Below are 23,380 nucleotides of genomic sequence, written 5' to 3'. Positions count from 1 at the left end.
GCCGTCGTCGACAGTCCTAGCTTCGGATCTTCCAGCGGTAGCGGGTTTTGGGGCGGCCCGCTCTGCCGTAGTCGGAGCGGCGGTCGACCAAGCCGTCTTCGGCGAGTTTCTCCAGATAGCGCCATGCGGTGATGCGGGAGACGCCGATGGACGTCGCGGTGTCGGCGGCGGTGACGCCTTCGGGGGCGTCGCGGACCACTCGGGAGATTTCGTCGAGGGTCTGTGGGGCAACGCCTTTCGGGGCGGTGGCGCGTTGGTCGGAGGTGCGCAGGGCGCTGAGGGCGCGGTCGACATCGTGTTGCGAGACTGCGATATCGCCTGCGGGTAGCGCGGTGCGGAACTCGTGATAGCGCTCGAGTTTTTCGCGAAACGCCGCGAAGGTGAACGGTTTCAGCAGGTAGAGAATGACGCCGTGGGAGACGGCCGTGCGGACCATGGCCAGGTCGCGTGCCGAGGTGATGGCGATGACGTCGGGGCGCGGAGCGAGTCCGGTGAGTGCGGCGGCGACGTCGAGGCCGCTGGCATCGGGTAGACCGATGTCCATGAGTACCAGGTCGATCGGGGTGCCCTCGGCCGCGGCGTCGGCGGCGGAGCGCATCGCGTCGCGACCGGTGTGCGCGATACCGACCGTGGTGAAGCCGGGCATGCGTTCGACGTAGGCGCGGTGCGCCTCGGCGATGAGGGGTTCGTCCTCGACGATCAGGACCCGGATCATGGTTCGACCTTTCGTGGAATCGTCACGGAGATCGCGCTTTCCGGATCTCGCTCTGTGTGGATCGCGCCGCCGTATCGGACGACCAGCCGGTGCACCAGTGCCAGGCCGAGTCCTTGATGGTCGGCCTTGGTGGAGTAACCGCGTTCGGCGGCACGGGCAAAGGTCTCGGCGGACATGCCGGGGCCACTGTCCGCGACGTGCAGGTACAGCGCGCAATCCTGGTCTGTGACGGCCCCGTCCACCAAATCCTGCTGGCGCATCGACACTTCCACCCAGCCGTCGGTGTCGTCCGCGGCGGCGTCGATGGCGTTGTCGATCAAATTGCCGACCAGCGTCACCGTTTCGTGCGCGGACAACGGCGCGGTCGAGTCGAGGGCGGTGTCTTCGGAGATGGTCAGTTCGACGCTGCGTTCGGCGGCCTGGTTCACCTTGCCGAGCAGTAGGGCCGCGAGCGCGGGGTCGCCGACCGAGGTGAGCAGCCGATCGATGAGCGCTTGGGACAGTTCGAGTTCGGCGGTCGCGAATTCCACGGCCTCCCGATAGCGGCCGAGTTCCACCATGGTGACCACGGTGTGCAACCGGTTGGCCGATTCGTGTGCCTGTGCGCGCAGTGATTCCGCGAATCCGCGCACGGAATCGAGTTCGCCCATCACGGTTCGCAATTCGGTGTGGTCACGGATGGTCATCACGGTGCCGATCGGCCGACCCTCCCAGGTCACCACGTCCTGGTTGACCAGCAGTATCCGGTCGGTGGTCACATGCATCTCATCGCGAACCACGCCCCAGCTCATCTGCTGCATCGACAGCGGAAGGTCCGCGCGGCGCACCGGGCCCGACGGCAGGTCGAGCAGCTTGCGTGCCTGGTCGTTGACGACTTCGGCGTGCTCGGCGGACGGACCGAACACCACGAGGCCCTCGTGGATCGAGTGCAATACCGCGTCGTGCTGCTCGTACATGGCGCGCAGCTCGTCCGGCGCGAGGCCGTGGGTCTGGCGGCGGATCCGACGGCTCAGCAGGAAGGAACCCGCGGCCGCGACCAGCAGGCCCGCGACCGCGACGCCGAGGATCACCGGCAGTTGGGTGGCGACCTGGTCGCCGATGCGGGCCCTTGTCACACCCGCCGATACCAGGGCGACGACGCGACCGTTGTCGTAGATCGGCGTCACCGCGCGTATCGAAGGTCCGAGCGTGCCCGTGAAGGTCTCGGTGAACGTCTGCCCGGCCAGCGCGCGTTCGATATTGCCGCTGAAGGGTTGGCCGATGAGTTCGGGGGTGGTGTGGGTGAATCTGGTCCGGTCCGGCGCCATCACCACGATGAAGTCCATGCCGGTGTCCTTGCGAATCCGCTCGGTCACCGGTTGCAGCAGCGCCGTCGGGTCGGGGGAGTGCACGGCGGCGAGGGTGGACGGTGCTTGCGCGACCGCCACCGCGACGTCGGTGACCTCGCGGGTGGTCGTCACGTCGCTGTCGTGGCGAGCATCGAGTACCGCGAGTACCGCACCGATGCTGATCATCAGCGCGAGTACCACCAGTTGCAGAACGAACGCCTGCCCGGCAAGGGATACCCGACCGCGCCTCACAAACTGTCCTCCGCTGAAACCTGAACTCTGTGTTCGTTGAACGATATGCACCAAAGCGTGACCGGCATCACTCCGATAGACAACATTGTGCACAAGGGGTCGTGACCCACCTCACGCCGGTACCACTGAAGAGGACAGACTCGCCATGAGCGACAAAACGCAGCACCAGCGGCGCGACCGTACCCATTGGCTGTATCTAGCCGTCATCGTCGCCGTCGGAGCGGGAATTCTGGTCGGCTGGCTAGCTCCCGGTGTCGGTGTGTCGATGGCGCCACTGGGCACCATGTTCGTGAACTTGATCAAGATGATGATCGCACCGGTCATCTTCTGCACCATTGTGCTCGGCATCGGTTCGGTGCGTGCTGCGGCGACCGTCGGCAAGGTGGGCGGCCTTGCCATCGGATACTTCATGGTGATGTCGACCATCGCGCTCGGCATCGGTCTCGTGGTCGGCAATCTGCTGCAACCGGGCACGGGTATGAACATCAAGGAGACCGCCAAGCAGGGCGCGAAGCTGGCCGACCAGGCACACGCCGCGGGCGGCACCTGGGAGTTCATCCAGAGCATCATTCCGACGACGCTGGTCTCCTCGCTCACCGCGGGCAGCGTGCTGCAAGCCCTGTTCGTCGCGCTGCTGGTCGGATTCGCGTTGCAGGCCATGGGAACGGCGGGAGAGCCGGTACTGCGCGGGGTGGCGACGCTGCAGAAGCTGGTGTTCCGGATCCTGTCGATGATCCTGTGGCTGGCTCCGATCGGTGCTTTCGGTGCGATCGCGAACGTGGTCGGCAAGACCGGGCTCGACGCGGTGAAGCAGCTCGCGCTGCTGATGATCGCCTTCTACCTGACTTGCCTGGTGTTCGTCTTCGGTGTGCTCGGCGCGCTGCTGCGGACGGTTTCCGGCGTCTCGATCTTCAAGCTGGTCCGCTACCTCGCCCGGGAGTACCTGCTGATCATCGGCACCTCGTCCTCGGAGTCCGCGCTGCCGCGACTGATCGCGAAGATGGAACACCTCGGCGTCGAGCGCACCACAGTGGGTGTCGTTGTGCCGACCGGATATTCGTTCAACCTGGACGGCACCGCGATCTACCTCACCATGGCCTCGCTGTTCATCGCCGACGCGATGGGTAAGCCGCTCGCCATCGGCGAACAGATCGGTCTGCTGGTGTTCATGATCGTCGCGTCGAAGGGCGCCGCGGGCGTGACAGGCGCGGGTTTGGCGACGCTGGCGGGCGGATTGCAGAGCCACCGCCCCGACCTGCTCGACGGTGTCGGCCTGATCGTCGGTATCGACCGCTTCATGTCCGAGGCACGCGCGGTCACCAATTTCTCCGGCAACGCAGTCGCGACGCTGCTGGTCGGCACCTGGACCAAGACGGTCGATGTCGACCGGGTTGCCATGGTCCTCGACCGCAAGTTGCCCTTCGACGAGCGGACCATGGTCGATGACGCCCATGATCCGCGCCAGCAGCCCGAGCCCGAGTCCAAAGACCTGGTCACGGCATAGGCTGCAACCCGAATACGAAGGGGCCCGCAGGATCTGCGGGCCCCTTCGTGGTGGTACATGGTCTGAATCACGCTGCGACTGCGGCGACCACCGGCTCGGTGACGGTCTTGTTCGCCGTGCTGTGCTCGCGGATCAGCAGTGCGCCGGCGAGGGCGACGAGGACGGCGGTGAGGCCGTGGACGCCGAAGGCGGTGCCCGCCGAGCCGTTCCAGCTGAGCACTGTCAGCATGTCGCCGAGGGGGATCAGCGCGATGACCAGCATCACGATGCCGAGCGCGAATCGCTGCCGCATCGCGAGCAGGGCCAGGATCAGGATTCCGGAGACGGTGTCACGGACGCCCTTGAGGTTCATGAACGCGACCGCGTCGCCCTTCGGCCATTCCGGCAGCCCGAATCCGGTGGCGATGGCCTCGGGGGCGACCAGGTAACTGATGCCGATGTAGAGGATGAAGGCCGCGCCGATGAGGGAAAGGCCGGTGGCGATGCGGGAGATGTTCATCAGATTGCTCCTTGGTGCGCGTTCTCGATGCTCTGTGATCTAGCGTTGCTAGGTATGAGAGCAACAGTAGATGATCTTCGATAGTTTGTCTAGCGCTGCTAGTATTTCTTATATGACCATCCAGAATCGCAAGGAACGCGAACGTGCCGAGCGGCACCAGCGGATCATCGACACCGCCCGCGAACTCGCCGAGGCGCATGGCTGGGAGGCGGTGACGATGCGCCGTCTCGCCGAGAGCATCGAATACAGCCAGCCCGTGCTCTACAGCCACTTCACCGGCAAGGTGGCCATTGTGTCGGCGGTCGCGGAGCAGGGCTGCGCCGACCTCGCGGTGACGTTGCGCGCGGCGCGTACCAGTGGTTCGACACCGGCCGACGCGCTGGAGCGGGTCGCGTGCGCCTACCTGGACTTCGCGACCGCCAACCCGGCTCGCTACGACGCGATGTTCGTAATGCATACCGATCTGAAATTCGGTCCCGAAGCCCCACAGGCATTGAAGGATGCGTTCGGCGAGATCGAGGCCGCGTACGAACCCTTCGTCGGCGCGAACGACTTACAAGCCGGAACGGAGGTGGCCTGGAGCGCTCTGCATGGGGCCGCGACCTTGGATCGCAGCGGACGGTTGCGACCGGATCTGCGCGAACAGCGCATCGAGGTCTTCATGAATCTGTGGACATCCGGGCAAGGGTGAGGACGGCGGCGAGAGTGTGTCGTGGAAGGCACATAGCGGCGTCCGAGCGGCGGGCAGGGCAGAGTGGTCGGTATGTCTGATGTTGTGGTCGTCGGATCCGGACCGAATGGACTCGCTACGGCGGTGATCCTCGCGCGGGCCGGGCTCGACGTGGAGGTGTACGAGGCCCAGGACACCGCGGGCGGCGGCTCGAGGACCGCCGAACTGACCGTGCCCGGTTATCGGCACGACGTATGCGCGGGTGCGCACCCGATGGCGCTGGCCTCGCCGTTCTTCCGTGCGTTCGATCTGCCGGCGCACGGGGTGGAACTGCTTGCGCCGCAGGTGTCCTACGCGCATCCGCTCGACGGTGGTGCGGCGGGATTGGCCTGGCGCGATCTCGACAGGACCGTGCACGATCTCGGCCGTGACGGCGCGGCATGGCGTTCGCTCTTCGGACCGCTGGTCGAGCGCTGGAGCGAAGTCGTCGACCTGGCGATGTCGGATCTGCGCGGCATTCCCGCGGATCTGCCGACCGCGGTGCGCTTCGGCCTGCGCATGATGGAGCAGGGATCGCCTTTATGGAACATGCGATTTCGCGAGGCGGCCGCGCCCGCTCTGCTGAGCGGCGTTGCCGCACATGCGATCACCCCGCCGCGCGCCCTTCCCGCCGTCGGCGCGGGACTGCTGCTCGGCACGCTCGCGCACGCGGGCGGCTGGGTGCTCCCGCGTGGTGGCAGTCAGGCGATTCCGGATGCGTTGATCGCCGAGCTGGAGCGTCTGGGCGGACGCGTCGTCACCGATCACCGGGTGGACTCACTGGCAGAGTTCGGCGATGCTCGAACGGTCGTATTGGACACCGCCCCAGCTGAATTACTGCGCATCGCGGGTACCGACCTGCCGGACCGCTACGCCGCGCGCCTGCGCCGCGTCCGTTACGGCGGCGCCGCGTGCAAGGTCGACTTCGCGTTGTCGGGACCGGTGCCGTGGCAGGCCGAGGGCTGCGATCTGGCGGGGACCTTGCACCTCGTCGGCACGCGCGTACAAGCGATGGCCGCCGAAAGGTCCATCGCCGCAGGACAACACGCGGCGCGACCGTATGTGCTCGCCATCCAGCCCGGCGTCGTCGATCCGTCCCGTGCCCCGGCGGGCGGTCACACCTTCTACACCTACGCGCACGTCCCGAACGGTTCGACCAGGGACATGACCGAGTCCGTGATCAAACAGGTCGAACGCTTCGCCCCCGGCTTCCGCGACCTGATCCTGGCCTCGCACGTCCGCACGGGCGCCGAAATGCCCGACCACAATTCCAATTACGTCGGCGGTGACATCTCCGTGGGGGCGATGACATTGCGTCAGACTCTCTTCCGCCCCACGCCGAGATGGAACCCCTACGCGACACCGCTGCCCGGGGTCTACCTCTGTTCGGCAGCGACTCCGCCCGGTCCCGGCGTGCACGGCATGAACGGCTTGCACGCCGCCGGGCACGTGCTGCGCGACGAATTCGGCATCGACACCGATCCGCTGGAGCTACTGCGCGCGCCGCAGGTATCGGCCTGAATCACCTCGGGGACGCGCGATAGAGGTCCGGCTCCAGGTACATCACTTTCGCGGTTGGAACCGCCGCGCGCACCCGGGCCTCGGCGTCGTCGATGGCGGCGGCGACATCGGCGATATGCAGTCCGGGCACGATCGCGATCTTCGCGGCGACGAGCAATTGGTCCGGAGCCAGATACTGGGTCTTCAGATCGATCACACGGTCGATGCGCGTGCCGTCGACCAGGTTGGCGCGGATGGCGCGGTCTTCGTGCGTGGTGGCGCCCTCGCCGATGAGCAGGCTCTTCATCTCGACGATCAAGATCACCGCGATCGCGCCGAGCAGCAGGCCGATCGCCAAGGTGCCGATACCGTCCCAGCGCGCGTCACCGGTCAGCATCGTCAATCCCACACCAGCGAAAGCGAATCCGAGACCGACGAGCGCACCGCTGTCCTCCAGCAGCACCACCGGCAGCTCCGGATTGCGCGAGTTGCGGATGAACCGCCACCAGCTGCCGCTGCCTTTGAGCACGCGTGATTCCCGTTTCGCCGTTGCGAGGCTGAAGGATTCCAGAACTATCGCGATGACGAGGATGCCGATCGCGATGAGCGGATCGGTGAGCTCCTCAGGGTGCCGAATTTTGTGCAGACCCTCATCGATGGCGAACAGCGAGCCCATGGTGAACAGCACCAGGGCGACGACGAACGAATAGAAGTAGCGATTGCGGCCGTACCCGAAGGGGTGCAGGGCGTCGGGTACCTGTTTCGCGCGACGCCTGCCGATCAATAGCAGGCCCTGGTTGGCGGTGTCGGCCACCGAGTGCATCGCTTCGGCGAGCATCGAGGCCGAACCGGTGAGCGCCGCGCCGGCGAATTTCGCCAGGGTGATACCGGCGTCCGCCGCCAGCGCGGCGAGAATCGCCTTCTTGCTGCCACTCGCGGCCATGAAGTTCAACGCTACCCGGCGCGGGTGCGGGTCACCGGTGTCGACACGGACCCCGAAGCCCAACAGCGCCCGCCACCGCGGGCGATCTGCTCAGACGTGCTGCGTACGGTACAGATCTGGCTCCAAATAGATGATCCGCGCCGCGGGCACGGCGGCGCGGATCCGAGCCTCGGCGGCGTCGATGGCGGCGGCGATAGTTTCGATGTCCAATCCCGGTGCGATCGCCACCTTGGCGGCGACGAGCATTTCCTCGGGTCCGAGATACTGGGTCTTCACGTGGATCACTCGATCGATGCGACTGTCGTCGACCAGGTTCGCGCGGATGGCGCGGTCCTCGTCCGGGGTCGCGCCCTCGCCGATGAGCAGGCTCTGCATCTCCACTATCAGCACCAGCGCGATGACGCCGAGCAGGATGCCGATGGCAAGCGTGCCGATGCCGTCCCAGATCGGCTCGCCGGTGACCATGGTCAGTACGACCGCGGCCAGGGCGAAGATCAGGCCGATCAGCGCGCCGCTGTCCTCGAGCAGCACCACGGGCAGCTCCGGGCTTCGCGAGTTGCGGATGAACCGCCACCAGCTCGAATTGCCCTTCAGCGGCCTGGATTCGTGGACGGCGGTGCGGAAGCTGTAGCCCTCCAATGCGACCGCGAGGCCGAGGATGACGACCGCGACGATCGGCGAGCTCAGCTCCTCGGGATGCTGGATCTTGTGAATGCCCTCGTAGATGGCATAGACCGAGCCGAGCGTGAAAAGCACGAGTGCCACGATGAAGGAGTAGAAGTAGCGATTGCGCCCATACCCGAACGGGTGCAGCTCGTCGGCCTCCTGCTCGGCGCGGCGCTGACCGAACAGCAGCAGACCTTGATTGGCGGTGTCGGCCACCGAGTGCACGCCCTCGGCAAGCATCGACGCCGAACCGGTGATCGCCGCGCCGATGAACTTCGCCACCGCGATCCCCGCGTTCGCCGACAACGCCGCGAGGATCGCCTTCTTGCCACCACCAGCCGACATACGGTTTCGGTCCTCTCTCCGCGCTCTGTCCGATCTTGGCTAACTTAGCCTGTCACCAAGACCCACACCCACTTCGGAGCAAGTCCGACGAGCGACCATGCGCGGCGACCCACCCGCGACTGGTGTGGAGCGCGTGCGACAGGGTCGCAAAACCCCATACGCGCCCACTGGGCACGACCCCTTCTTCCGAGCGAAGCGAGACCAGTCAATTACACAGAGCCGACACCGGCACAGAACAGCTGCGCGTTTCCGTCGACGGCTTGGGCGCGAATATCGTTGTCGGCGGCCGAGATCCAGGCCGCCGCGCCCCGGGCGAGCACAAGTTTTTCGTCGTCGTGCAGCAGCTGCACCGTGCCCGAGGTGCACAGCACGATGCCAGGGCCCGCCGCGGTCAGCGGTACCTGCGCGGAGCCCGCGGTCAGGTCGTAGCGGCGCAGTGCGAATTCCCGTGCGGGCGCCCGGTAGCGGACCGATCCGTCGCCGACCGGTTCCGGTAGCACCACCGGCAGGTCGATCGGCTCGAAATCCAGTACCCGCAGCAGCTCCGGCACATCGACATGCTTCGGCGTCAGACCGCCGCGCAGCACATTGTCGGAGTTGGCCATGATTTCGACGCCGAGTCCGCGCAGGTAGGCGTGCAGATTGCCGGCCGCGAGGTAAAGACCCTGCCCGGGTTCCAGGGTCAGCCGGTTGAGCAGCAGCGCGGCCAGTACTCCGGCGTCGCCGGGGTATGCCTCTGCGAGCTCGAGCGCGGTGCGGGCCTCGGGAACGAATTCCTTGCGGCCCTCGGTGCTGCACGACAGGTACTGCACGCAGCCGTCGAGCACCTGGGGGAGCAGCTTGCTCAGTGCGGCGTGCGGCAGCGTGATCCAGGTGGTGAACAGGGTCCGCAGACCAGCCGAATCCGGTTGGGCGGCAAGTAGATCCGCATAGGGATGCAAGCCGGGCACATCCAGCGCGCGGAACAGTCGGACGGTGCGCAGCGGCTCACGGAACCCGGCGAGCGCCTCGAACCGATCCAGCGCGACAACCAGCTCCGGCTTGTGGTTCCCATCGCGGTAGTTGCGCATCGGCGAGTCGAACGGTACCCGCGCCAGGTTCTCCCGCTCGAACCCGGCATGCGCCTGCGCCGAGCTCGGATGTGCTTGCAGCGACAGCGGCTCCTCGGCGGCGAGAATCTTCAACAGGAACGGCAACCGATCACCGAATTCCGTTGCGGCGGAGCCTAATTCCCGATCCGGGTCGGCCGAAAGCAGCTCCAGCAGTGACCGGGTGTGCCCGTCGATGCGCACGTGTGCCGGATCGGCGGGATGCGCACCGAACCACAGTTCGGCTTCCGGATGCGCGGACGGTACCGGTCGGCCGCACAACTGAGCGAGCGCGGTGCGCGAACCCCAGGCGTAGGAACGCAGCGCACCAACGAGTTCGTGCACTAGTAGCGTCCCCCGAACTGCTCTTGGTCCTCGGACGCGCTGCCGTGTGAACCGATCAGCCGCAGATAGGCGGCGGCCATTTCGAGTCTGAGTGCAAGCACCGCGAGCTGCTCCAGCTCGGTGCCCATGCCGCTGTCACCGACCCCGGGTTCGGCTCGCCTTACCGGTGTCGGGATGGACGGGTCGGTCAGTGTGGTGTGCAGCAGGTCGACATCGGCGCGCACCAGGTCGGCGTCCACCAGCCCGGACCCGGCGGCACCGAACACCGCCAGCCTGCGCCGCGCCGCGGACTGATCGGCATCGGAGCTGAGCACGAATACCCGCATGCGCTCCACCGGTACCGGCCCGTCGAGTTCCTCGTCGTGGAACATCGGATCGAAGTTCGGCGCGGATTGTCCTGCGGCCTCGACTATTCGGGGATTGGCGGCGACGGCCTCGGCCAGGTCGACCGCGGCCGCCGGCCGCCCTGCCGAAAGCAGCAGCACCTCGGCGCCGTGCGCGGCCAGGGCGGCCGTCGCGGGGGAGTCCCCTGCGAATACGACCCCGTGCTTGTGCATGCGCACGGCGAGCGTCTTGGCGGGATTGCGGAAGATCTCGTTGTGCGGTCCGTCGCGCAGTGCCTCCGCGTCGAGCACATCGGCGAGTTCGGTCAGGTCGGGCACCGCGGCCCCCGCTCGCGTCGGGTCGACGATCCGCAGGACCGCGATTCCCGCCGCCAGGAAGCGCAGCAGCCGGTTGTGATCGAGCACCCGCACCCGGGGCGCCAGCACGGCGGCACGGCCGGCGGCGGCGGCACGCAGCGGTCCCTCCAGCGGAGCGGCGACCACCACTTCGGCGCCGCGGCGCACCGCGCGGTCGACGGCGTCGATCAGGCGCGGATCACCCGCGTCGTCACCGGCGACCAGGACCACATCGAGCGGGCCGACCCATGGCGGTAGCGAAGCGACGGAGACGACGGGCAAGCTCGCCCGATCGCCGAGCGCGGCGACGAGGATGGCAGCGGCGCGCGCCGCTCTGCCCGCGCCGGATACGAGCACCACGCTGCGCGGTCGAAGGTCCGCGAGGCGCGCGAGCACATTCTCGGCGACGTCTGCGGCGCTGGCGCGCACCTGAGCGCCGCCCGAAGCGGCCGAACGCAGGGCGCCGCCCGCATCGGCTGCCTCGAGCGAAGCCGCATCGTCGAGGTCGAGTACCGGTGTTCCAGCGATCATCGGGTGTCCCACCTCCCCTCATCGCGCTGTGCCATCCACACCGAACCCAGATCGGGCGAATCCACGGCCTGTGATTCCACTATTCCAGTCAGGAGCGAACGATGCTCAGAATCTCGGTCACGAGTGCGTCTACTTCCTCCGGCGATCGGGCTTCGACGTTCAGCCTGAGCAACGGTTCGGTATTCGACGCGCGAAGATTGAACCAGGCGTGCTCGGGCAGCTGCACGGTCACCCCGTCCAGCCGGTCCACCGAAACGGTCCGGCTTCCGAATGCCTCGACGACAGCCATCGTCCGCTCCTTTGCGTCCGCCACCGTGGAGTTGATCTCTCCGGAGGCCGCATATGTTGCATACGACGACATCAGCTCCGAGATCGGCCGGTCCTTCTCGCCGAGCGCGGCGAGCACGTGCAGCGCCGCGAGCATCCCGGAATCCGCACCCCAGAAGTCGCGGAAGTAGTAGTGCGCGGAGTGCTCGCCGCCGAATACCGCGCCGGTGGACGCCATCTCCTGCTTGATGAACGAATGGCCGACCCTGGTGCGTACCGGAGTACCGCCGAGTTCGGTGACGAGCTCGGGCACCGCATGCGAGGTGATGAGGTTGTGGATGATGACCGCGCCCGGTTCCTTGGCCAACTCGCGTTCGGCGACGAGCGCGGTGATCGCCGACGGTGACACCGGGTCGCCCTTCTCGTCGACAACGAAGCAGCGGTCGGCGTCGCCGTCGAAGGCGAGGCCGATGTCGGCCCCGGACGCGCGCACCAGATCCTGTAGATCCACCAGGTTTTTCGGATCGAGCGGGTTCGCCTCGTGGTTGGGGAACGAGCCGTCGAGTTCGAAGTACAGCGGCACGATCTTCAGCTGCGACAGTGTGCCGAGTACGGCGGGCACGGTATGCCCGCCCATGCCGTTGCCCGCGTCCACCGCGATGGTCAACGGGCGGACCTCGTCGAGATCGACAATGCCGCGCAGGTACTTCGCGTAGTCGGCGAGCAGGTCGACCTCGGTGGCGGTGCCGCGCGTGCCCTCATAGGCGGGAACGCCCTCGATGACTTCGCTCTTGATCGTGGCGAGGCCGGTGTCCTGACCGACCGGCAGCGCCTTCGCGCGGCACATTTTGATGCCGTTGTAGCGGGCCGGGTTATGGCTGGCGGTAAACATCGCGCCGGGACATTCCAGGCTGCCGGAGCCGAAGTAGAGCTGGTCGGTGGAGGCGAGTCCGATGTGGATCACATCGAGGCCCTGATCGAGGACGCCGTCGGCGAAAGCGGTGGCCAACCCCGGCGAGGAATCCCGCATGTCGTGTCCGATGACCGCGCGGGTCGCGCCCTCGGCGCGCATCAGCCTCGCGAAGGAAGCTCCTACGTCCCTTACGAATTGCGCGTCGATCTGTTCACCGACCACTCCGCGAACGTCGTAAGCCTTGATCACCGCGTTCACGAATTCGGCAGAGCGCGCGACTGTCATGGGAACCACCCTAGTGGTTGCCTGAGACACCCCTGACACGGTCCCGGCCTCTGGTCAGCTCGGTGGGTCGGGCAGCACTCGCAGATGTCCACGGCGGCCGGTGCGGGTAGCGCGCTGCGGCGGAGGGGCGTAATCGGAATAGCCGCGCTGATCATGCTCGGGCGGGCGCCGGCGTAGCCCCGCCTCGCGTACCGCTTCGGCGAGTGCCGTCAGATCGTCGTCATCCGGTGTGCTGGAAGAGAATCCGCCTTCGTGGCGAACCATTTCCCAACCTTTCGGGGCGGTGATTCTCGAACCATGTGTTTCGCAGAGATCCCAGGAGTGCGGCTCGGAAACGGTGGCCAGCGGACCGACCACTGCCGTCGAGTCCGAGTACACATAGGTCAGCGTCGCGACTGCTTGATTCTTGCAGCCTGGTCGGCAGCAACGACGCATCGGGATCACGACGATGAGAGTAACCCGCCACGCCGTCCGATGGAGGCAGACACGCTCAGGTAGGGGATGAGACTTGTCCGGATCGACCGTTACGTTCGGGCCTAATCGCCCTCGGGATCAATGAGGTCGGGGTCGACGCCGAGGTAGGTGGCGATCTGCTGGACGAGGACCTCGCGGAGCAGATCGACGAGATCGTCGGGGTCGCCCGCACGAAGTTCGAGAGGTTTGCGGAACAGCACCACCCTGGCCCTTGTCGCCACGCCGTGCCGGTCGACGCCCGCGGGGATGAGCCGCGACAGCGGCACCGGCCCGTCGGCGACGACCTCATCCGGCCAGGTGACCGAATCAGGATGCAGCGGACGGATTTTCGGTACGTCGTCGACCGCGATATCCAGCTTGGTGAGCCGGTCGTGCCAGCGGGTGTCCAGCGGTGCGAACGCCTCGAGGACCAGTCGGTCGAACTGCTGGCCGCGGGTTCGCCACGCGGGAACAGTCGGCGGCAGCATCGGCCCGCGCAGCCCACGGCCGCGGCGGATCACCGACCGCGCGGTCGGTGGTCGTCGGTTCCGAAAATGGGCCATGGACAAAATCTAGGCCAGCCTGCCGCGAACTCGCGCATCGAGGCAGGCTGGCCTCACGTCTTCTAACCGATGCCACGCTTCAGGCGGCGCCGCTCGCGTTCGGAGAGGCCGCCCCAGATGCCGAAGCGCTCATCGTGTGCGAGTGCGTACTCCAGGCACTCGTCGCGTACCTCGCAGCCCAGGCAGATCCGCTTTGCCTCGCGGGTCGAGCCGCCCTTCTCGGGGAAGAACGCCTCGGGATCTGTTTGCGCGCACAGGGCGCGTTCCTGCCACTGTTCCTCGATGGATTCGAACATCTCGTCGAAGCCGGTCACGACCAGGCTGAGCCGGGGGGCTGTCACACCATCGGTCATCTCTGGTTCGGTCCGGTCTGGTTCGATCCGGACCGGCTCGAACCGGTCCGTTTCGATCCGGTCTGTTTCGATCCGGCCGATATCTGCGCAGACGCCACGTGCTGCGCCTGCTGTGGAATCGGTCGGCGAGACCATTTCGTTGGCCATCGCTCCGCCTCCTCACTGTGTGTTAGCGCAGAATGATTCTTTCCGTCGGACCAACACGCACACCGACGGCCGTACTCCGCGACGTTGTCCCGCGGACATCCCCGAGCTTGTCATTCCGATGCGAACACCTGTTCGAAAAGCTATCCGCGCCTTGAACTCTCACGCGGACCCGAAATGACATGCCTGTGATTAGACACGCCGGACGTGTCGATGGTCAAGCCGCCGTCTCTATTCCGTTACTATCCGCAACCGGATTCCAAGATGATCTTGAACCAGCAAATAGCAAATGACCAGCTAATATAGGACGAAGTGCGGCAACTCCGGTACCGCATAGGCTGTGCGGATGTGACTCCACAACAAGCGGACACCGCACCCGCCAGCGGACCCCGGATTGCCGTCCTGGTGGGCGGAGTCGGTGGCGCGCGCTTCCTACAGGGCGTTCGGGAACTACTGCCGGAGGCAGAGGTTTCCGCGATCGTCAATGTCGGCGACGACGTCTGGATGCATGGCCTTCGCATCTGCCCCGACCTCGATACCTGCATGTACACCCTCGGCGAGGGAATCGACACCGACCGGGGCTGGGGCAGGCTGGGCGAAACCTGGCATGCCAAGGAAGAGCTGGCCAAATATCACGCGCAGCCCGATTGGTTCGGTCTCGGCGATCGCGACATCGCCACGCATCTGGTTCGAAGTGAAATGTTGCGTGCCGGGTACTCGCTGTCCGCGGTGACAGAAGCGCTCTGCAATAGGTGGCAGCCGGGCGTGAAACTGATCCCGGCAACGGACGATCGATGCGAAACACACGTGGTTGTGAGTGACCCCGACAACCCTGGCGAACGTCGCGCGATCCATTTCCAAGAGTGGTGGGTTCGCTACCGCGCGAACATCGATACCCACGGATTCGCCACAATTGGGGCGGATGAGGCGAAGCCTGCGCCAAATGTGACGGAGATCATAGCCAATGCTGATGTCGTCTTACTTGCCCCGTCCAACCCGGTGGTGAGCATCGGCGCGATCCTCGCGGTACCGGGTATTCGCGGTGCGCTGCGCACCACGGAAGCCAAGGTGATCGGGGTGTCCGGAGTGATCGACGGCAAGCCGTTGCGTGGCATGGCGGACGAGTGCCTTTCGGTAATCGGTGTCGAGACCACCGCCGAGGCAATCGGCCGCTATTACGGCGCCCGCTCCGGTACCGGAATCCTGGACGGCTGGTTGATCCACACCACCGACACCGCCGATGTGCCCGGCGTCGAAGTACGCAGCGTGCCGTTGTTGATGACCGACCCGCCGACCACCGCCGAGATGGTCCGGGAGGCACTCGACCTCGCAGGAGTGAAGCCGTGAGTGAGCACAGCGAAGAAAACCGAGTCGGCCCGGCCGATCACGCGGCGGGGGAGTTGCGGATCCTGCCGATTACGGGGTTGCCCGAGTTCCGGCCCGGCGACGATCTCGCCGAACACATCGCCGCGTGTGCGCCGTGGCTGGTCGACGGCGACATCCTGGTTGTCACCAGCAAGATTGTCGCCAAGGCCGAGGGGCGGATCGTCGAGGCTCCGCTCGATCCGGACGAGCGTGACGCCGCGCGCCGCGCGCTTGTCGAGCAGGAAGCCGTTCGCGTGCTCGCGACCAAGGGGCGCACGCTGATCACCGAGAACAAGCTCGGCATCGTCCAGGCCGCTTCCGGCGTGGACGGCTCCAATGTCGAGCAGGGTGAACTCGTGCTGTTGCCGTCCGACCCGGATGCCAGCGCGAAAGCCTTGCGCGCCGAGTTGTCCGAACGGCTCGGGGTGGCGGTCGCGGTAGTCATCACCGACACCATGGGCCGGGCCTGGCGCAACGGCCAGACCGATACCGCCATCGGCTCCTCGGGACTGCGGGTGCTGCACGACTATTCGGGCGCGGTGGACGGGCAGGGTAATGAACTGCACGTCACCCAGGTCGCGATCGCCGATGAACTCGCGGCAGCCGCGGATCTGGTCAAGGGCAAGCTCGGCGGCGTTCCGGTCGCGGTGGTGCGCGGGCTCCCGGTCGGCGACGACGGTTCGACCGCCGCGGACCTGTTGCGCGGCGGCATCGATGACCTGTTCTGGCTCGGTACCGCGGAAGCGATCGCGAAGGGGCGCTCGGAGGCGCTGCTGCTGCGCCGGTCGGTCCGGCAGTTCGCCGACGAGCCTGTCGATCCCGAGCGCGTGCGTGCCGCCGTCGCGGTCGCGTTGACAGCGCCCGCGCCGCACCACACGCGCCCGGTGCGGTTCGTGTGGTTGCGCAAGTCCGGTCTGCGCGAGCAGTTGCTCGAGGCGATGGCGGAGAAGTGGCGGCAAGACCTCACCGCCGACGGGCTGACGCCGGAGCGGGTGCAGCGCCGAATCGCCCGTGGCCGAATCCTTTTCGACGCACCCGAGGTGATCATTCCGTTCTGTGTGCCCGACGGCGCGCACGACTACCCGGATGAGCGACGGCGCGCGAACGAGCGAACCATGTTCACCGTCGCGGTCGGTGCGGCGGTTCAAGGGCTGCTGGTCGCCCTCGCCGCCGAGGGGCTCGGGAGCTGCTGGATCGGCTCGACGATCTTCGCGCCGGAGATCACCCGCGATGTGCTCGGCCTCGATGCGGACTGGAGCCCGTTGGGCGGCATCGCGATCGGTCATCCGTTGGAGGAATTGACCCCCCGCGCGGTACGCGGCACCGGCCTCGGCCTGATCGAACTGTGACCCCTCTTGCGCCCACGCGCTGTCTCGAGGTCCGCACCGGCTGTGGGAGCCCACAATGAGCGCGAGTTCGCTGCACGCTTCGGCGACGGATTTGCTCGAATCATGGCGTCCGGCAGCCGGTTCCGATGCTTCACTGCGAGAGGCGATGCTGGCATTCCTCGGGTCGGCGCCGCGCGGTTGCCTGCGTGAGCACGTCCCCGGTCACATCACGGCGTCCGCGGTCGTCTTCTCACATGACGAACGCGAGGTGCTGCTGACGTTGCATCCGCGGGTCGGCCGTTGGATCCAACTCGGTGGCCACTGCGAGGAGGGCGACGAAACGGTGCCGGGCGCTGCGCTGCGCGAGGCCGTCGAGGAGTCCGGCATCACCGGTCTGCGCATCGAGCCGCGACTGTACGGCGCCCAGGCGCATCCGATCACTTGTTCGCTCGGCGTGCCGACTCGGCATCTGGATCTGCTGTTCCGAATCGCCGCCCCTGCGGGTGCGGTGCCGGTCCGTAGCGCCGAATCCACTGATCTGCGCTGGTGGCCGATCGACGCTCTCCCGCTCGATGCGGACGTGCTGCTGCGTTAGGTTTACAAATTTGGTGATTTGTATAGACAGAAGACATGTGTATCGCTAATGTCAATTTGAGTAGTAATGCACGTCACATGTGATGTGCCGCTCGAATGGAGAGACAGCGATGTCGACAGAAACCGATGCCTCCGACCGTCAGGTCGAGGTGCCCGCATGGCGTGACCGCAAGCGATATATGTGGCTGTGGGGGTTGTTCGCGCCTACCGGCCTCTTCACCATCGGACTGCCCCTGATCTGGGCATTCAACGAACTCGGCTGGCATCGGCTCGCGCAGGTGCCGTTCTGGTTGGGGCCGGTGCTGATATACGTATTGATCCCGCTGGCCGACGTCTTCTTCGGCCCGGACGGCGACAACCCGCCCGATGAAGTGATGGAGTACCTGGAGAACGACAAGTACTACCGATATCTCACCTACCTGTACCTGCCGTTCCAGTACGCGACGCTGATCATCGCCTGCTACCTGATCACCGCGGACAACGTCGGCTGGCTCGGCATCGACGGTGGCCTGCACATCGTCGACAAAGTCGGCCTGGCGATCACGGTCGGCATGATCGGCGGCATCGGTATCAATACCGCGCACGAACTCGGGCACAAGAAGGTCGACCTGGAGCGGTGGCTGTCCCGGATCGCGTTGGCTCAATCGTTCTACGGGCACTTCTACATCGAGCACAATCGCGGTCATCACGTGCGGGTCGCCACCCCGGAGGATCCGGCGAGTTCCCGTCTCGGAGAGTCGTTCTGGGCGTTCTGGCCGCGCACCGTATGGGGCAGCCTCAGCTCCTCGTGGCGATTGGAGAAGGCGCGGCTGGATCGCCTCGACAAGAAGCCGTGGAGCTTGCGTAACGAGGTGCTCAGCGCCTGGCTGATGTCGGTGGCGCTGTACGCGGTGCTGATCGCGGTGTTCGGTATCGGCGTGCTGCCGTATCTGATCTTGCAGGCGGTGGTCGGTTTCAGCTTGCTGGAGGCGGTCAACTACCTGGAGCACTACGGGCTGGTGCGCCAGCGCACCGCGTCCGGCCGGTACGAGCGGCCCGCTCCGGTGCACAGCTGGAACAGCGACCACATCGTCACCAACATCTTCCTCTATCACCTGCAACGGCACAGCGATCACCATGCCTACCCGACCAGGCGCTACCAGACGCTGCGCAGCTGGGACGGTGCGCCCAACCTGCCGACCGGCTACGCGAGCATGATCCTGCTCGCCTACTTTCCGCCGCTGTGGCGGCGGGTGATGGACAAGCGGGTGCTCGCGCACTACGGCGGCGACGTCACCCGCGCGAACATCCATCCGCCCAAGCGGGACAAGGTGATTGCCCGCTACGCGGTGGGTTCCGCCGCTGCGGGCTCGGGTGTGGAGGCGGCTGGAGCATGAGCAGGTTTCGTTGCCCCGTCTGCGATTACGTCTACGACGAGGCGAAAGGTGCACCGCACGAGGGTTTCCCGGCAGGAACAGCCTGGGACAAGGTGCCCGATGAGTGGTGCTGCCCGGACTGCGGGGTGCGGGAGAAGATCGACTTCGAATTGATGGGAGCTGCCAAATGACCGAATACAAGCTGTTCCAGTGCATCCAGTGTGGCTTCGAATACGACGAAGCCAAGGGCTGGCCCGACGACGGGATCGAGCCGGGTACCCGCTGGGACGACATCCCCGAGGACTGGACCTGTCCGGACTGTGGCGCGGCGAAAGCCGACTTCTACATGGTCGAGATCGAGCGGTTGTGAGATTTTGACTGCGGCATATCCCCGTGACAATGTCGCGGGTATGCCGCGCACAGGACCGAGGGTTCCGTATCAGGAGGCGGCGCGGGAACTCCTGCGCACATCGGTCCTGGATGCGATGCGGGAGCTACTCACCGAGCGGGACTGGTCGAAGATCACCCTCGGCGATGTGGCGACGAGGGGCGGGGTGAGCAGACAGACCCTGTACAACGAGTTCGGATCGCGGTCGGGCCTCGCGCAGTCCTATGCGCTGCGCCTGGCCGACGATCTCGTCGATCACGTCCATTCGGCGATCGATGGCAATGTCGGCGATGTCAGGGCGGCTTTCCGTGAGGGGCTTGGCGGCTTCTTCCTCGAAGCCGCAGCCGATCCGCTGGTGCAGTCGCTGCTCGCGGGCGAGGTGAAGCTGGATCTGCTGCGGCTCATCACCCTTGATGCGGGGCCGTTGCTCGAACATGCCACCGAGCGACTTGCCGTCGCGTTCCAGCACAGCTGGGTCGGTGCGTCGGCGGCGGAATCGGCGGTTCTCGCCCACGCGCTGGTGCGCATCGCCTTGAGCTACATTCCGACACCGCCCGCCCCCGGTCGGAATGCGCCCGCCGACCTGAGCGATTTGCTGAGTCCCTACGTCGAGGCGATCTTGGCGGCACGCGAGCTGAGCTAGCGCCGCTGCCGGTGTCGCGCACTGGTTTGCCGGGAGTGTGCGGTCATCGTCGTCGCATGTCAACGTGCTTAAAAACCAACTGTCTGGCATGTAACTGTCTACATTTTCGGACCCTTCCCGGTGTGGAACATTCGAAAAGTTTGTATGTATTGTCATGCGACGGAGTCGAGGTACTTAATTAGCGGGGCAAACGTGCAATCGGTTGGCAACCGGGCGGGGTCGGTAGACCCCAAACGCCATCTGTGGGTTCTGGGCCTAATCGCTCCGTCGTGCGCGCTATTGCCGTCACAGTTGGTCCTGCACACCGGCGCGACCGTCTTCTGGTGGATCGGACCGATCATCGTTCTGATCGTGATCCCGGTGCTGGACTGGGTGATCGGCGATGACGGCAACAATCCGCGCGACGAGGACTACGAGTTGCTGTCCAACGATCGCTACTACCGTTGGTGCACCTACCTCTTTCTGCCGATCCAGCTGATCGGCCTGGGTATCGCCTGCTACATGTGGGTGGGCGACAGCCTGAGCATCCTCGACAAGCTCGGGCTCGCCGCAACCCTCGGCTTCGTCAGCGGCATCGGTATCAATGCCGCGCACGAACTCGGGCATCGGGTCGAGCACCTGGAGCGCTGGCTCGCCAAGGTGGCGCTCGCGCAGTCGGGGTACGGGCATTTCTTCGTCGAGCACAACCGTGGCCACCACGCCAGGGTGGCGACCCCCCAGGATCCGGCAAGCGCCAGGATGGGCGAATCGCTCTGGGAGTTCTTGCCGCGCACAGTCGCCGGTGGGTTCCGCTCGGCGCTCGCACTGGAACGCGAGCGTTTGACGCGTAAGGGGCGCGGCTGGTGGAGCGTGCACAACCACATCCTGCAGGCGTGGGCGATGAGTCTTGCGCTGTTCGGGCTCATGGTCGCCCTGTTCGGCGTGCGCGCGCTGCCGTGGCTGCTGCTACAGGCCGTGATCGGTGTCGCCCTGCTGGAGACGGTGAACTACGTCGAGCATTACGGGCTGCTGCGGGCGCGCAGGCCAAACGGCCTCTACGCGCGCTGTTCGCCGCGTGACAGCTGGAACAGCGACCGGCTCGTCACCAACATCTTCCTGTTCCATCTGCAACGCCACAGCGATCATCACGCCAATCCCGGCCGCCGGTACCAAACCCTGCGCAGCTCGATGGAGGCGCCGCAATTGCCCGCCGGATACGCCACGATGATCGTCTTCGCGGCGATACCGCCGTTGTGGCGCTATGTCATGGATCACCGGGTGTTCGCCCATTACAACGGTGACATCACCCTGGCGAACATTCATCCGCGCAAGCGTCGCCGTATTCTGTCCTCCTACGGGGTGAGCGCTTAGTCCTTGGGGTCGATTCAGCGACTAGCCTTGCCTCGGTACTGACGAACCAGGAGAGGCTGAAAGAGGCAGATGACGACCTCAGAACTTCCCGCACGCACGTCCCTGATCGCCGATGTCCGCAACGGCATCGATTACAAGGTGGCGGACCTGTCGCTGGCCGAATTCGGCCGCAAGGAGATCCGCCTCGCCGAGCACGAGATGCCCGGCTTGATGGCGCTGCGCCGCGAATACGCGGAGGTGCTGCCGCTGAAGGGTGCGCGGATCTCCGGTTCGCTGCATATGACGATCCAGACCGCGGTGCTGATCGAAACCCTCGTGAGTCTCGGCGCGCAGGTGCGCTGGGCCTCATGCAACATCTTCTCCACCCAGGATCACGCCGCCGCGGCCATCGTCATCGGTCCCGACGGCACCGAGGACGAGCCGAAGGGCATCCCGGTGTTCGCCTGGAAGGGCGAGACGCTGGAGGAGTACTGGTGGGCCGCCGAGCAGATGCTCACCTGGCCGGGTGAGCCCGCCAACATGATCCTCGACGACGGCGGTGACGCCACCATGCTCGTGCTGCGCGGCGCGCAGTTCGAGAAGGCGGGCGTGGTGCCGCCCGCGGACGAGGATCACTCGGCCGAGTACAAGGTCTTCCTGAACCTGCTGCGTGAGCGGTTCGAGACCGACAAGACCAAGTGGGGCGCTATCGCCGACTCGGTCCAGGGTGTCACCGAAGAGACCACCACCGGTGTGCTGCGGCTGTACCAGTTCGCCGCGGCGGGTGAGCTGGTGTTCCCGGCCATCAACGTCAACGACTCGGTCACCAAGAGCAAGTTCGACAACAAGTACGGCACCCGCCACTCGCTGATCGACGGCATCAACCGCGGTACCGATGTGCTCATCGGCGGCAAGAAGGTGCTGATCTGCGGCTACGGAGATGTCGGCAAGGGCTGCGCGGAATCGCTTGCGGGACAGGGCGCTCGGGTGCAGGTCACCGAGATCGACCCGATCAACGCGTTGCAGGCGCTGATGGACGGCTACGACGTGGTCACCGTCGAGGACGCGATCGGCAAGGCCGACATCGTGATCACCTCGACCGGCAACAAGGACATCATCACCCTCGAGCACATGAAGGCGATGAAGGACCAGGCCATCCTCGGCAACATCGGTCACTTCGACAACGAGATCGATATGGCGGGGCTCGAGCGTTCCAACGCAACGCGTTTGAACATCAAGCCGCAGGTCGATCTGTGGACGTTCAAGGAGTCGGGTAAGGCGATCATCGTCCTGTCGGAGGGGCGCCTGCTGAACCTGGGCAACGCCACCGGCCACCCCTCGTTCGTCATGTCCAACAGCTTCTCCAATCAGGTGATCGCGCAGATCGAACTGTGGACCAAGCCGGACGAGTACGACAACGAGGTCTACCGACTGCCCAAGCACCTGGACGAGAAGGTCGCCAAGATCCACGTCGAGGCGCTCGGTGGCACGCTGACCAAGCTCACCAAGGATCAGGCCGAGTACATCGGCGTCGATGTCGATGGCCCGTACAAGCCGGAGCACTACCGGTACTGATGGGAGTTCTTGTCGCGCTGGAAGGACTCGACGGCGCCGGAAAGCGAACGCTGACCGACGCCGTCGTCACCGCGTTGACGGCGCGGGGAGTGCGAGCGACCACGCTCGCCTTCCCGCGCTACGGGCGGTCGGTGCACGCTGATCTCGCCTCCGAGGCACTGCACGGTGCGCACGGAGATCTCGCGGAATCGGTGTATGCGATGGCGTTGCTGTTCGCTCTGGACCGGGCCGACGCACGTGTGGAGTTGGCGAAACTGCTGGCGGACAATGACATCGTGATTCTGGACCGCTACGTCGCCTCCAACGCGGCCTACAACGCGGCCAGGCTGCACCAGTCCGTGGATGGTGAGATCGCTCGTTGGACAGCCGAATTGGAGTTCGGCAGGTTCGGCATGCCGGAGCCAGGGGTGCAGGTGCTTCTCGATGTCTCGACAGAGGTCGCGGCCGAGCGTGCCCGCAGCCGAGGCGAACTCGACGCGAACCGCTCACTCGATGCCTACGAACGCGACGGCGGACTGCAGCGGCGCACTCTCGAGGTGTATCGCGAGCTGGCCGAACAAGGCTGGCACGGCCCGTGGTGGATATACCGATCCGATGACGATCCGGCCTCATTAGCCTCGCGACTGGCCGAAATCGCAGGCCGATAAGGTTGGATGTGCCGCGGGATCCCACGAGTGTTGGCGTGGCGGCCCGATCCGAGCCCGAGAGATGACACCATAG

Annotated in this window: 24 protein-coding genes; 13 read left to right on the top strand and 11 right to left on the bottom strand. The window is 65.8% G+C overall.

Features of this window, described 5'->3' with window-relative positions; genetic code table 11:
- Window positions 1–16: 16 nt before the first annotated feature.
- Complete coding sequence (locus ACLMAJ_RS00505) at window positions 17–715, bottom strand: response regulator (RefSeq protein WP_412011424.1); 699 nt, start codon at window positions 713–715, stop codon at window positions 17–19.
- Window positions 712–2,229: a sensor histidine kinase gene (locus tag ACLMAJ_RS00500; RefSeq protein ID WP_412011994.1), complete on the bottom strand. Its 1,518-nt coding sequence runs from the start codon at window positions 2,227–2,229 to the stop codon at window positions 712–714. The genes ACLMAJ_RS00505 and ACLMAJ_RS00500 overlap by 4 nt, the downstream gene beginning before the upstream one ends.
- A gap of 211 nt (window positions 2,230–2,440) precedes the next feature.
- On the opposite strand from ACLMAJ_RS00500, the gene ACLMAJ_RS00495 reads away from it, so the two are divergent.
- Window positions 2,441–3,799, top strand: a complete 1,359-nt coding sequence (locus tag ACLMAJ_RS00495) for a cation:dicarboxylate symporter family transporter (RefSeq protein WP_412011423.1) — start codon at window positions 2,441–2,443, stop codon at window positions 3,797–3,799.
- 67 nt (window positions 3,800–3,866) lie between these two features.
- Here the strand turns inward: ACLMAJ_RS00495 and ACLMAJ_RS00490 are convergent, their stop codons facing one another.
- On the bottom strand, window positions 3,867–4,298 hold the full coding sequence (locus ACLMAJ_RS00490; protein ID WP_412011422.1) for a DUF4267 domain-containing protein: 432 nt from the start codon (window positions 4,296–4,298) through the stop codon (window positions 3,867–3,869).
- A 112-nt stretch (window positions 4,299–4,410) separates the two neighbouring features.
- Here ACLMAJ_RS00490 and ACLMAJ_RS00485 point away from each other — a divergent pair, with 112 nt between their 5' ends.
- Together ACLMAJ_RS00485 and ACLMAJ_RS00480 are read left to right on the top strand one after the other, a co-directional pair.
- Entirely contained in the window at window positions 4,411–4,989 is a 579-nt protein-coding gene (locus ACLMAJ_RS00485) for a TetR/AcrR family transcriptional regulator (RefSeq protein WP_412011421.1), read from the top strand.
- A gap of 72 nt (window positions 4,990–5,061) precedes the next feature.
- The gene (locus ACLMAJ_RS00480; protein ID WP_412011420.1) at window positions 5,062–6,528 is read left to right on the top strand and encodes a phytoene desaturase family protein; all 1,467 of its coding nucleotides are present in this window, start codon (window positions 5,062–5,064) and stop codon (window positions 6,526–6,528) included.
- Window position 6,529: 1 nt separating this feature from the next.
- Here the strand turns inward: ACLMAJ_RS00480 and ACLMAJ_RS00475 are convergent, their stop codons facing one another.
- The 8 genes from ACLMAJ_RS00475 to ACLMAJ_RS00440 all read right to left on the bottom strand — a co-directional run bounded on the left by ACLMAJ_RS00475 (window position 6,530) and on the right by ACLMAJ_RS00440 (window position 13,882).
- Window positions 6,530–7,450 (bottom strand): cation diffusion facilitator family transporter, encoded by a 921-nt coding sequence (locus tag ACLMAJ_RS00475; protein WP_412011419.1) that lies wholly within the window; start codon window positions 7,448–7,450, stop codon window positions 6,530–6,532.
- A gap of 90 nt (window positions 7,451–7,540) precedes the next feature.
- Window positions 7,541–8,461 carry a cation diffusion facilitator family transporter gene (locus ACLMAJ_RS00470; RefSeq protein WP_412011418.1) on the bottom strand — a complete coding sequence of 307 codons (921 nt, stop codon included), beginning with the start codon at window positions 8,459–8,461 and terminating at the stop codon, window positions 7,541–7,543.
- Window positions 8,462–8,670: 209 nt separating this feature from the next.
- Complete coding sequence (gene manA, locus ACLMAJ_RS00465) at window positions 8,671–9,894, bottom strand: mannose-6-phosphate isomerase, class I (RefSeq protein ID WP_412011417.1); 1,224 nt, start codon at window positions 9,892–9,894, stop codon at window positions 8,671–8,673.
- The gene (locus ACLMAJ_RS00460) at window positions 9,894–11,105 is read right to left on the bottom strand and encodes a tobH protein (RefSeq protein ID WP_412011416.1); all 1,212 of its coding nucleotides are present in this window, start codon (window positions 11,103–11,105) and stop codon (window positions 9,894–9,896) included. The genes manA and ACLMAJ_RS00460 overlap by 1 nt, the downstream gene beginning before the upstream one ends.
- An 88-nt stretch (window positions 11,106–11,193) precedes the next feature.
- A complete protein-coding gene (locus ACLMAJ_RS00455; RefSeq protein ID WP_412011415.1) occupies window positions 11,194–12,570 on the bottom strand; it encodes a phosphomannomutase/phosphoglucomutase in 1,377 nt (458 codons plus the stop codon).
- 54 nt (window positions 12,571–12,624) lie between these two features.
- On the bottom strand, window positions 12,625–13,005 hold the full coding sequence (locus ACLMAJ_RS00450) for a DUF3499 domain-containing protein (RefSeq protein ID WP_412011993.1): 381 nt from the start codon (window positions 13,003–13,005) through the stop codon (window positions 12,625–12,627).
- A 101-nt stretch (window positions 13,006–13,106) separates the two neighbouring features.
- Window positions 13,107–13,586: a metallopeptidase family protein gene (locus ACLMAJ_RS00445; RefSeq protein WP_378682825.1), complete on the bottom strand. Its 480-nt coding sequence runs from the start codon at window positions 13,584–13,586 to the stop codon at window positions 13,107–13,109.
- A gap of 62 nt (window positions 13,587–13,648) precedes the next feature.
- On the bottom strand, window positions 13,649–13,882 hold the full coding sequence (locus ACLMAJ_RS00440; RefSeq protein WP_040709504.1) for a WhiB family transcriptional regulator: 234 nt from the start codon (window positions 13,880–13,882) through the stop codon (window positions 13,649–13,651).
- Between the two features lie 549 nt (window positions 13,883–14,431).
- On the opposite strand from ACLMAJ_RS00440, the gene cofD reads away from it, so the two are divergent.
- The 10 genes from cofD (at window position 14,432) to ACLMAJ_RS00390 (ending at window position 23,307) form a co-directional block, all read left to right on the top strand.
- Complete coding sequence (gene cofD / locus ACLMAJ_RS00435) at window positions 14,432–15,430, top strand: 2-phospho-L-lactate transferase (RefSeq protein WP_412011414.1); 999 nt, start codon at window positions 14,432–14,434, stop codon at window positions 15,428–15,430.
- Complete coding sequence (locus ACLMAJ_RS00430; RefSeq protein WP_412011413.1) at window positions 15,427–16,797, top strand: coenzyme F420-0:L-glutamate ligase; 1,371 nt, start codon at window positions 15,427–15,429, stop codon at window positions 16,795–16,797. Before cofD ends, ACLMAJ_RS00430 begins: the two co-directional genes overlap by 4 nt.
- Before the next feature lie 55 nt (window positions 16,798–16,852).
- Window positions 16,853–17,371, top strand: coding sequence for an NUDIX hydrolase (locus tag ACLMAJ_RS00425; RefSeq protein ID WP_412011412.1), 519 nt, complete (start codon window positions 16,853–16,855; stop codon window positions 17,369–17,371).
- A gap of 109 nt (window positions 17,372–17,480) precedes the next feature.
- Window positions 17,481–18,746, top strand: coding sequence for an alkane 1-monooxygenase (locus ACLMAJ_RS00420; protein WP_412011411.1), 1,266 nt, complete (start codon window positions 17,481–17,483; stop codon window positions 18,744–18,746).
- Window positions 18,743–18,916: a rubredoxin gene (locus ACLMAJ_RS00415; protein ID WP_412011410.1), complete on the top strand. Its 174-nt coding sequence runs from the start codon at window positions 18,743–18,745 to the stop codon at window positions 18,914–18,916. Before ACLMAJ_RS00420 ends, ACLMAJ_RS00415 begins: the two co-directional genes overlap by 4 nt.
- Window positions 18,913–19,095, top strand: a complete 183-nt coding sequence (locus ACLMAJ_RS00410; protein ID WP_412011409.1) for a rubredoxin — start codon at window positions 18,913–18,915, stop codon at window positions 19,093–19,095. The genes ACLMAJ_RS00415 and ACLMAJ_RS00410 overlap by 4 nt, the downstream gene beginning before the upstream one ends.
- A 40-nt stretch (window positions 19,096–19,135) precedes the next feature.
- Window positions 19,136–19,756, top strand: a complete 621-nt coding sequence (locus ACLMAJ_RS00405; protein WP_412011408.1) for a TetR/AcrR family transcriptional regulator — start codon at window positions 19,136–19,138, stop codon at window positions 19,754–19,756.
- 279 nt (window positions 19,757–20,035) lie between these two features.
- Window positions 20,036–21,106, top strand: a complete 1,071-nt coding sequence (locus tag ACLMAJ_RS00400; protein ID WP_412011407.1) for an alkane 1-monooxygenase — start codon at window positions 20,036–20,038, stop codon at window positions 21,104–21,106.
- A gap of 69 nt (window positions 21,107–21,175) precedes the next feature.
- Window positions 21,176–22,660 carry an adenosylhomocysteinase gene (gene ahcY / locus ACLMAJ_RS00395; protein WP_412011406.1) on the top strand — a complete coding sequence of 495 codons (1,485 nt, stop codon included), beginning with the start codon at window positions 21,176–21,178 and terminating at the stop codon, window positions 22,658–22,660.
- Window positions 22,660–23,307 carry a dTMP kinase gene (locus tag ACLMAJ_RS00390; RefSeq protein ID WP_412011405.1) on the top strand — a complete coding sequence of 216 codons (648 nt, stop codon included), beginning with the start codon at window positions 22,660–22,662 and terminating at the stop codon, window positions 23,305–23,307. Before ahcY ends, ACLMAJ_RS00390 begins: the two co-directional genes overlap by 1 nt.
- The last annotated feature ends 73 nt before the right edge of the window (window positions 23,308–23,380 follow it).

It is taken from the genome of Nocardia arseniciresistens (assembly GCF_046764875.1).
GTDB classification, from domain to species: domain Bacteria; phylum Actinomycetota; class Actinomycetes; order Mycobacteriales; family Mycobacteriaceae; genus Nocardia; species Nocardia arseniciresistens.
This window is presented reverse-complemented; position numbering and strand designations above follow the sequence as displayed.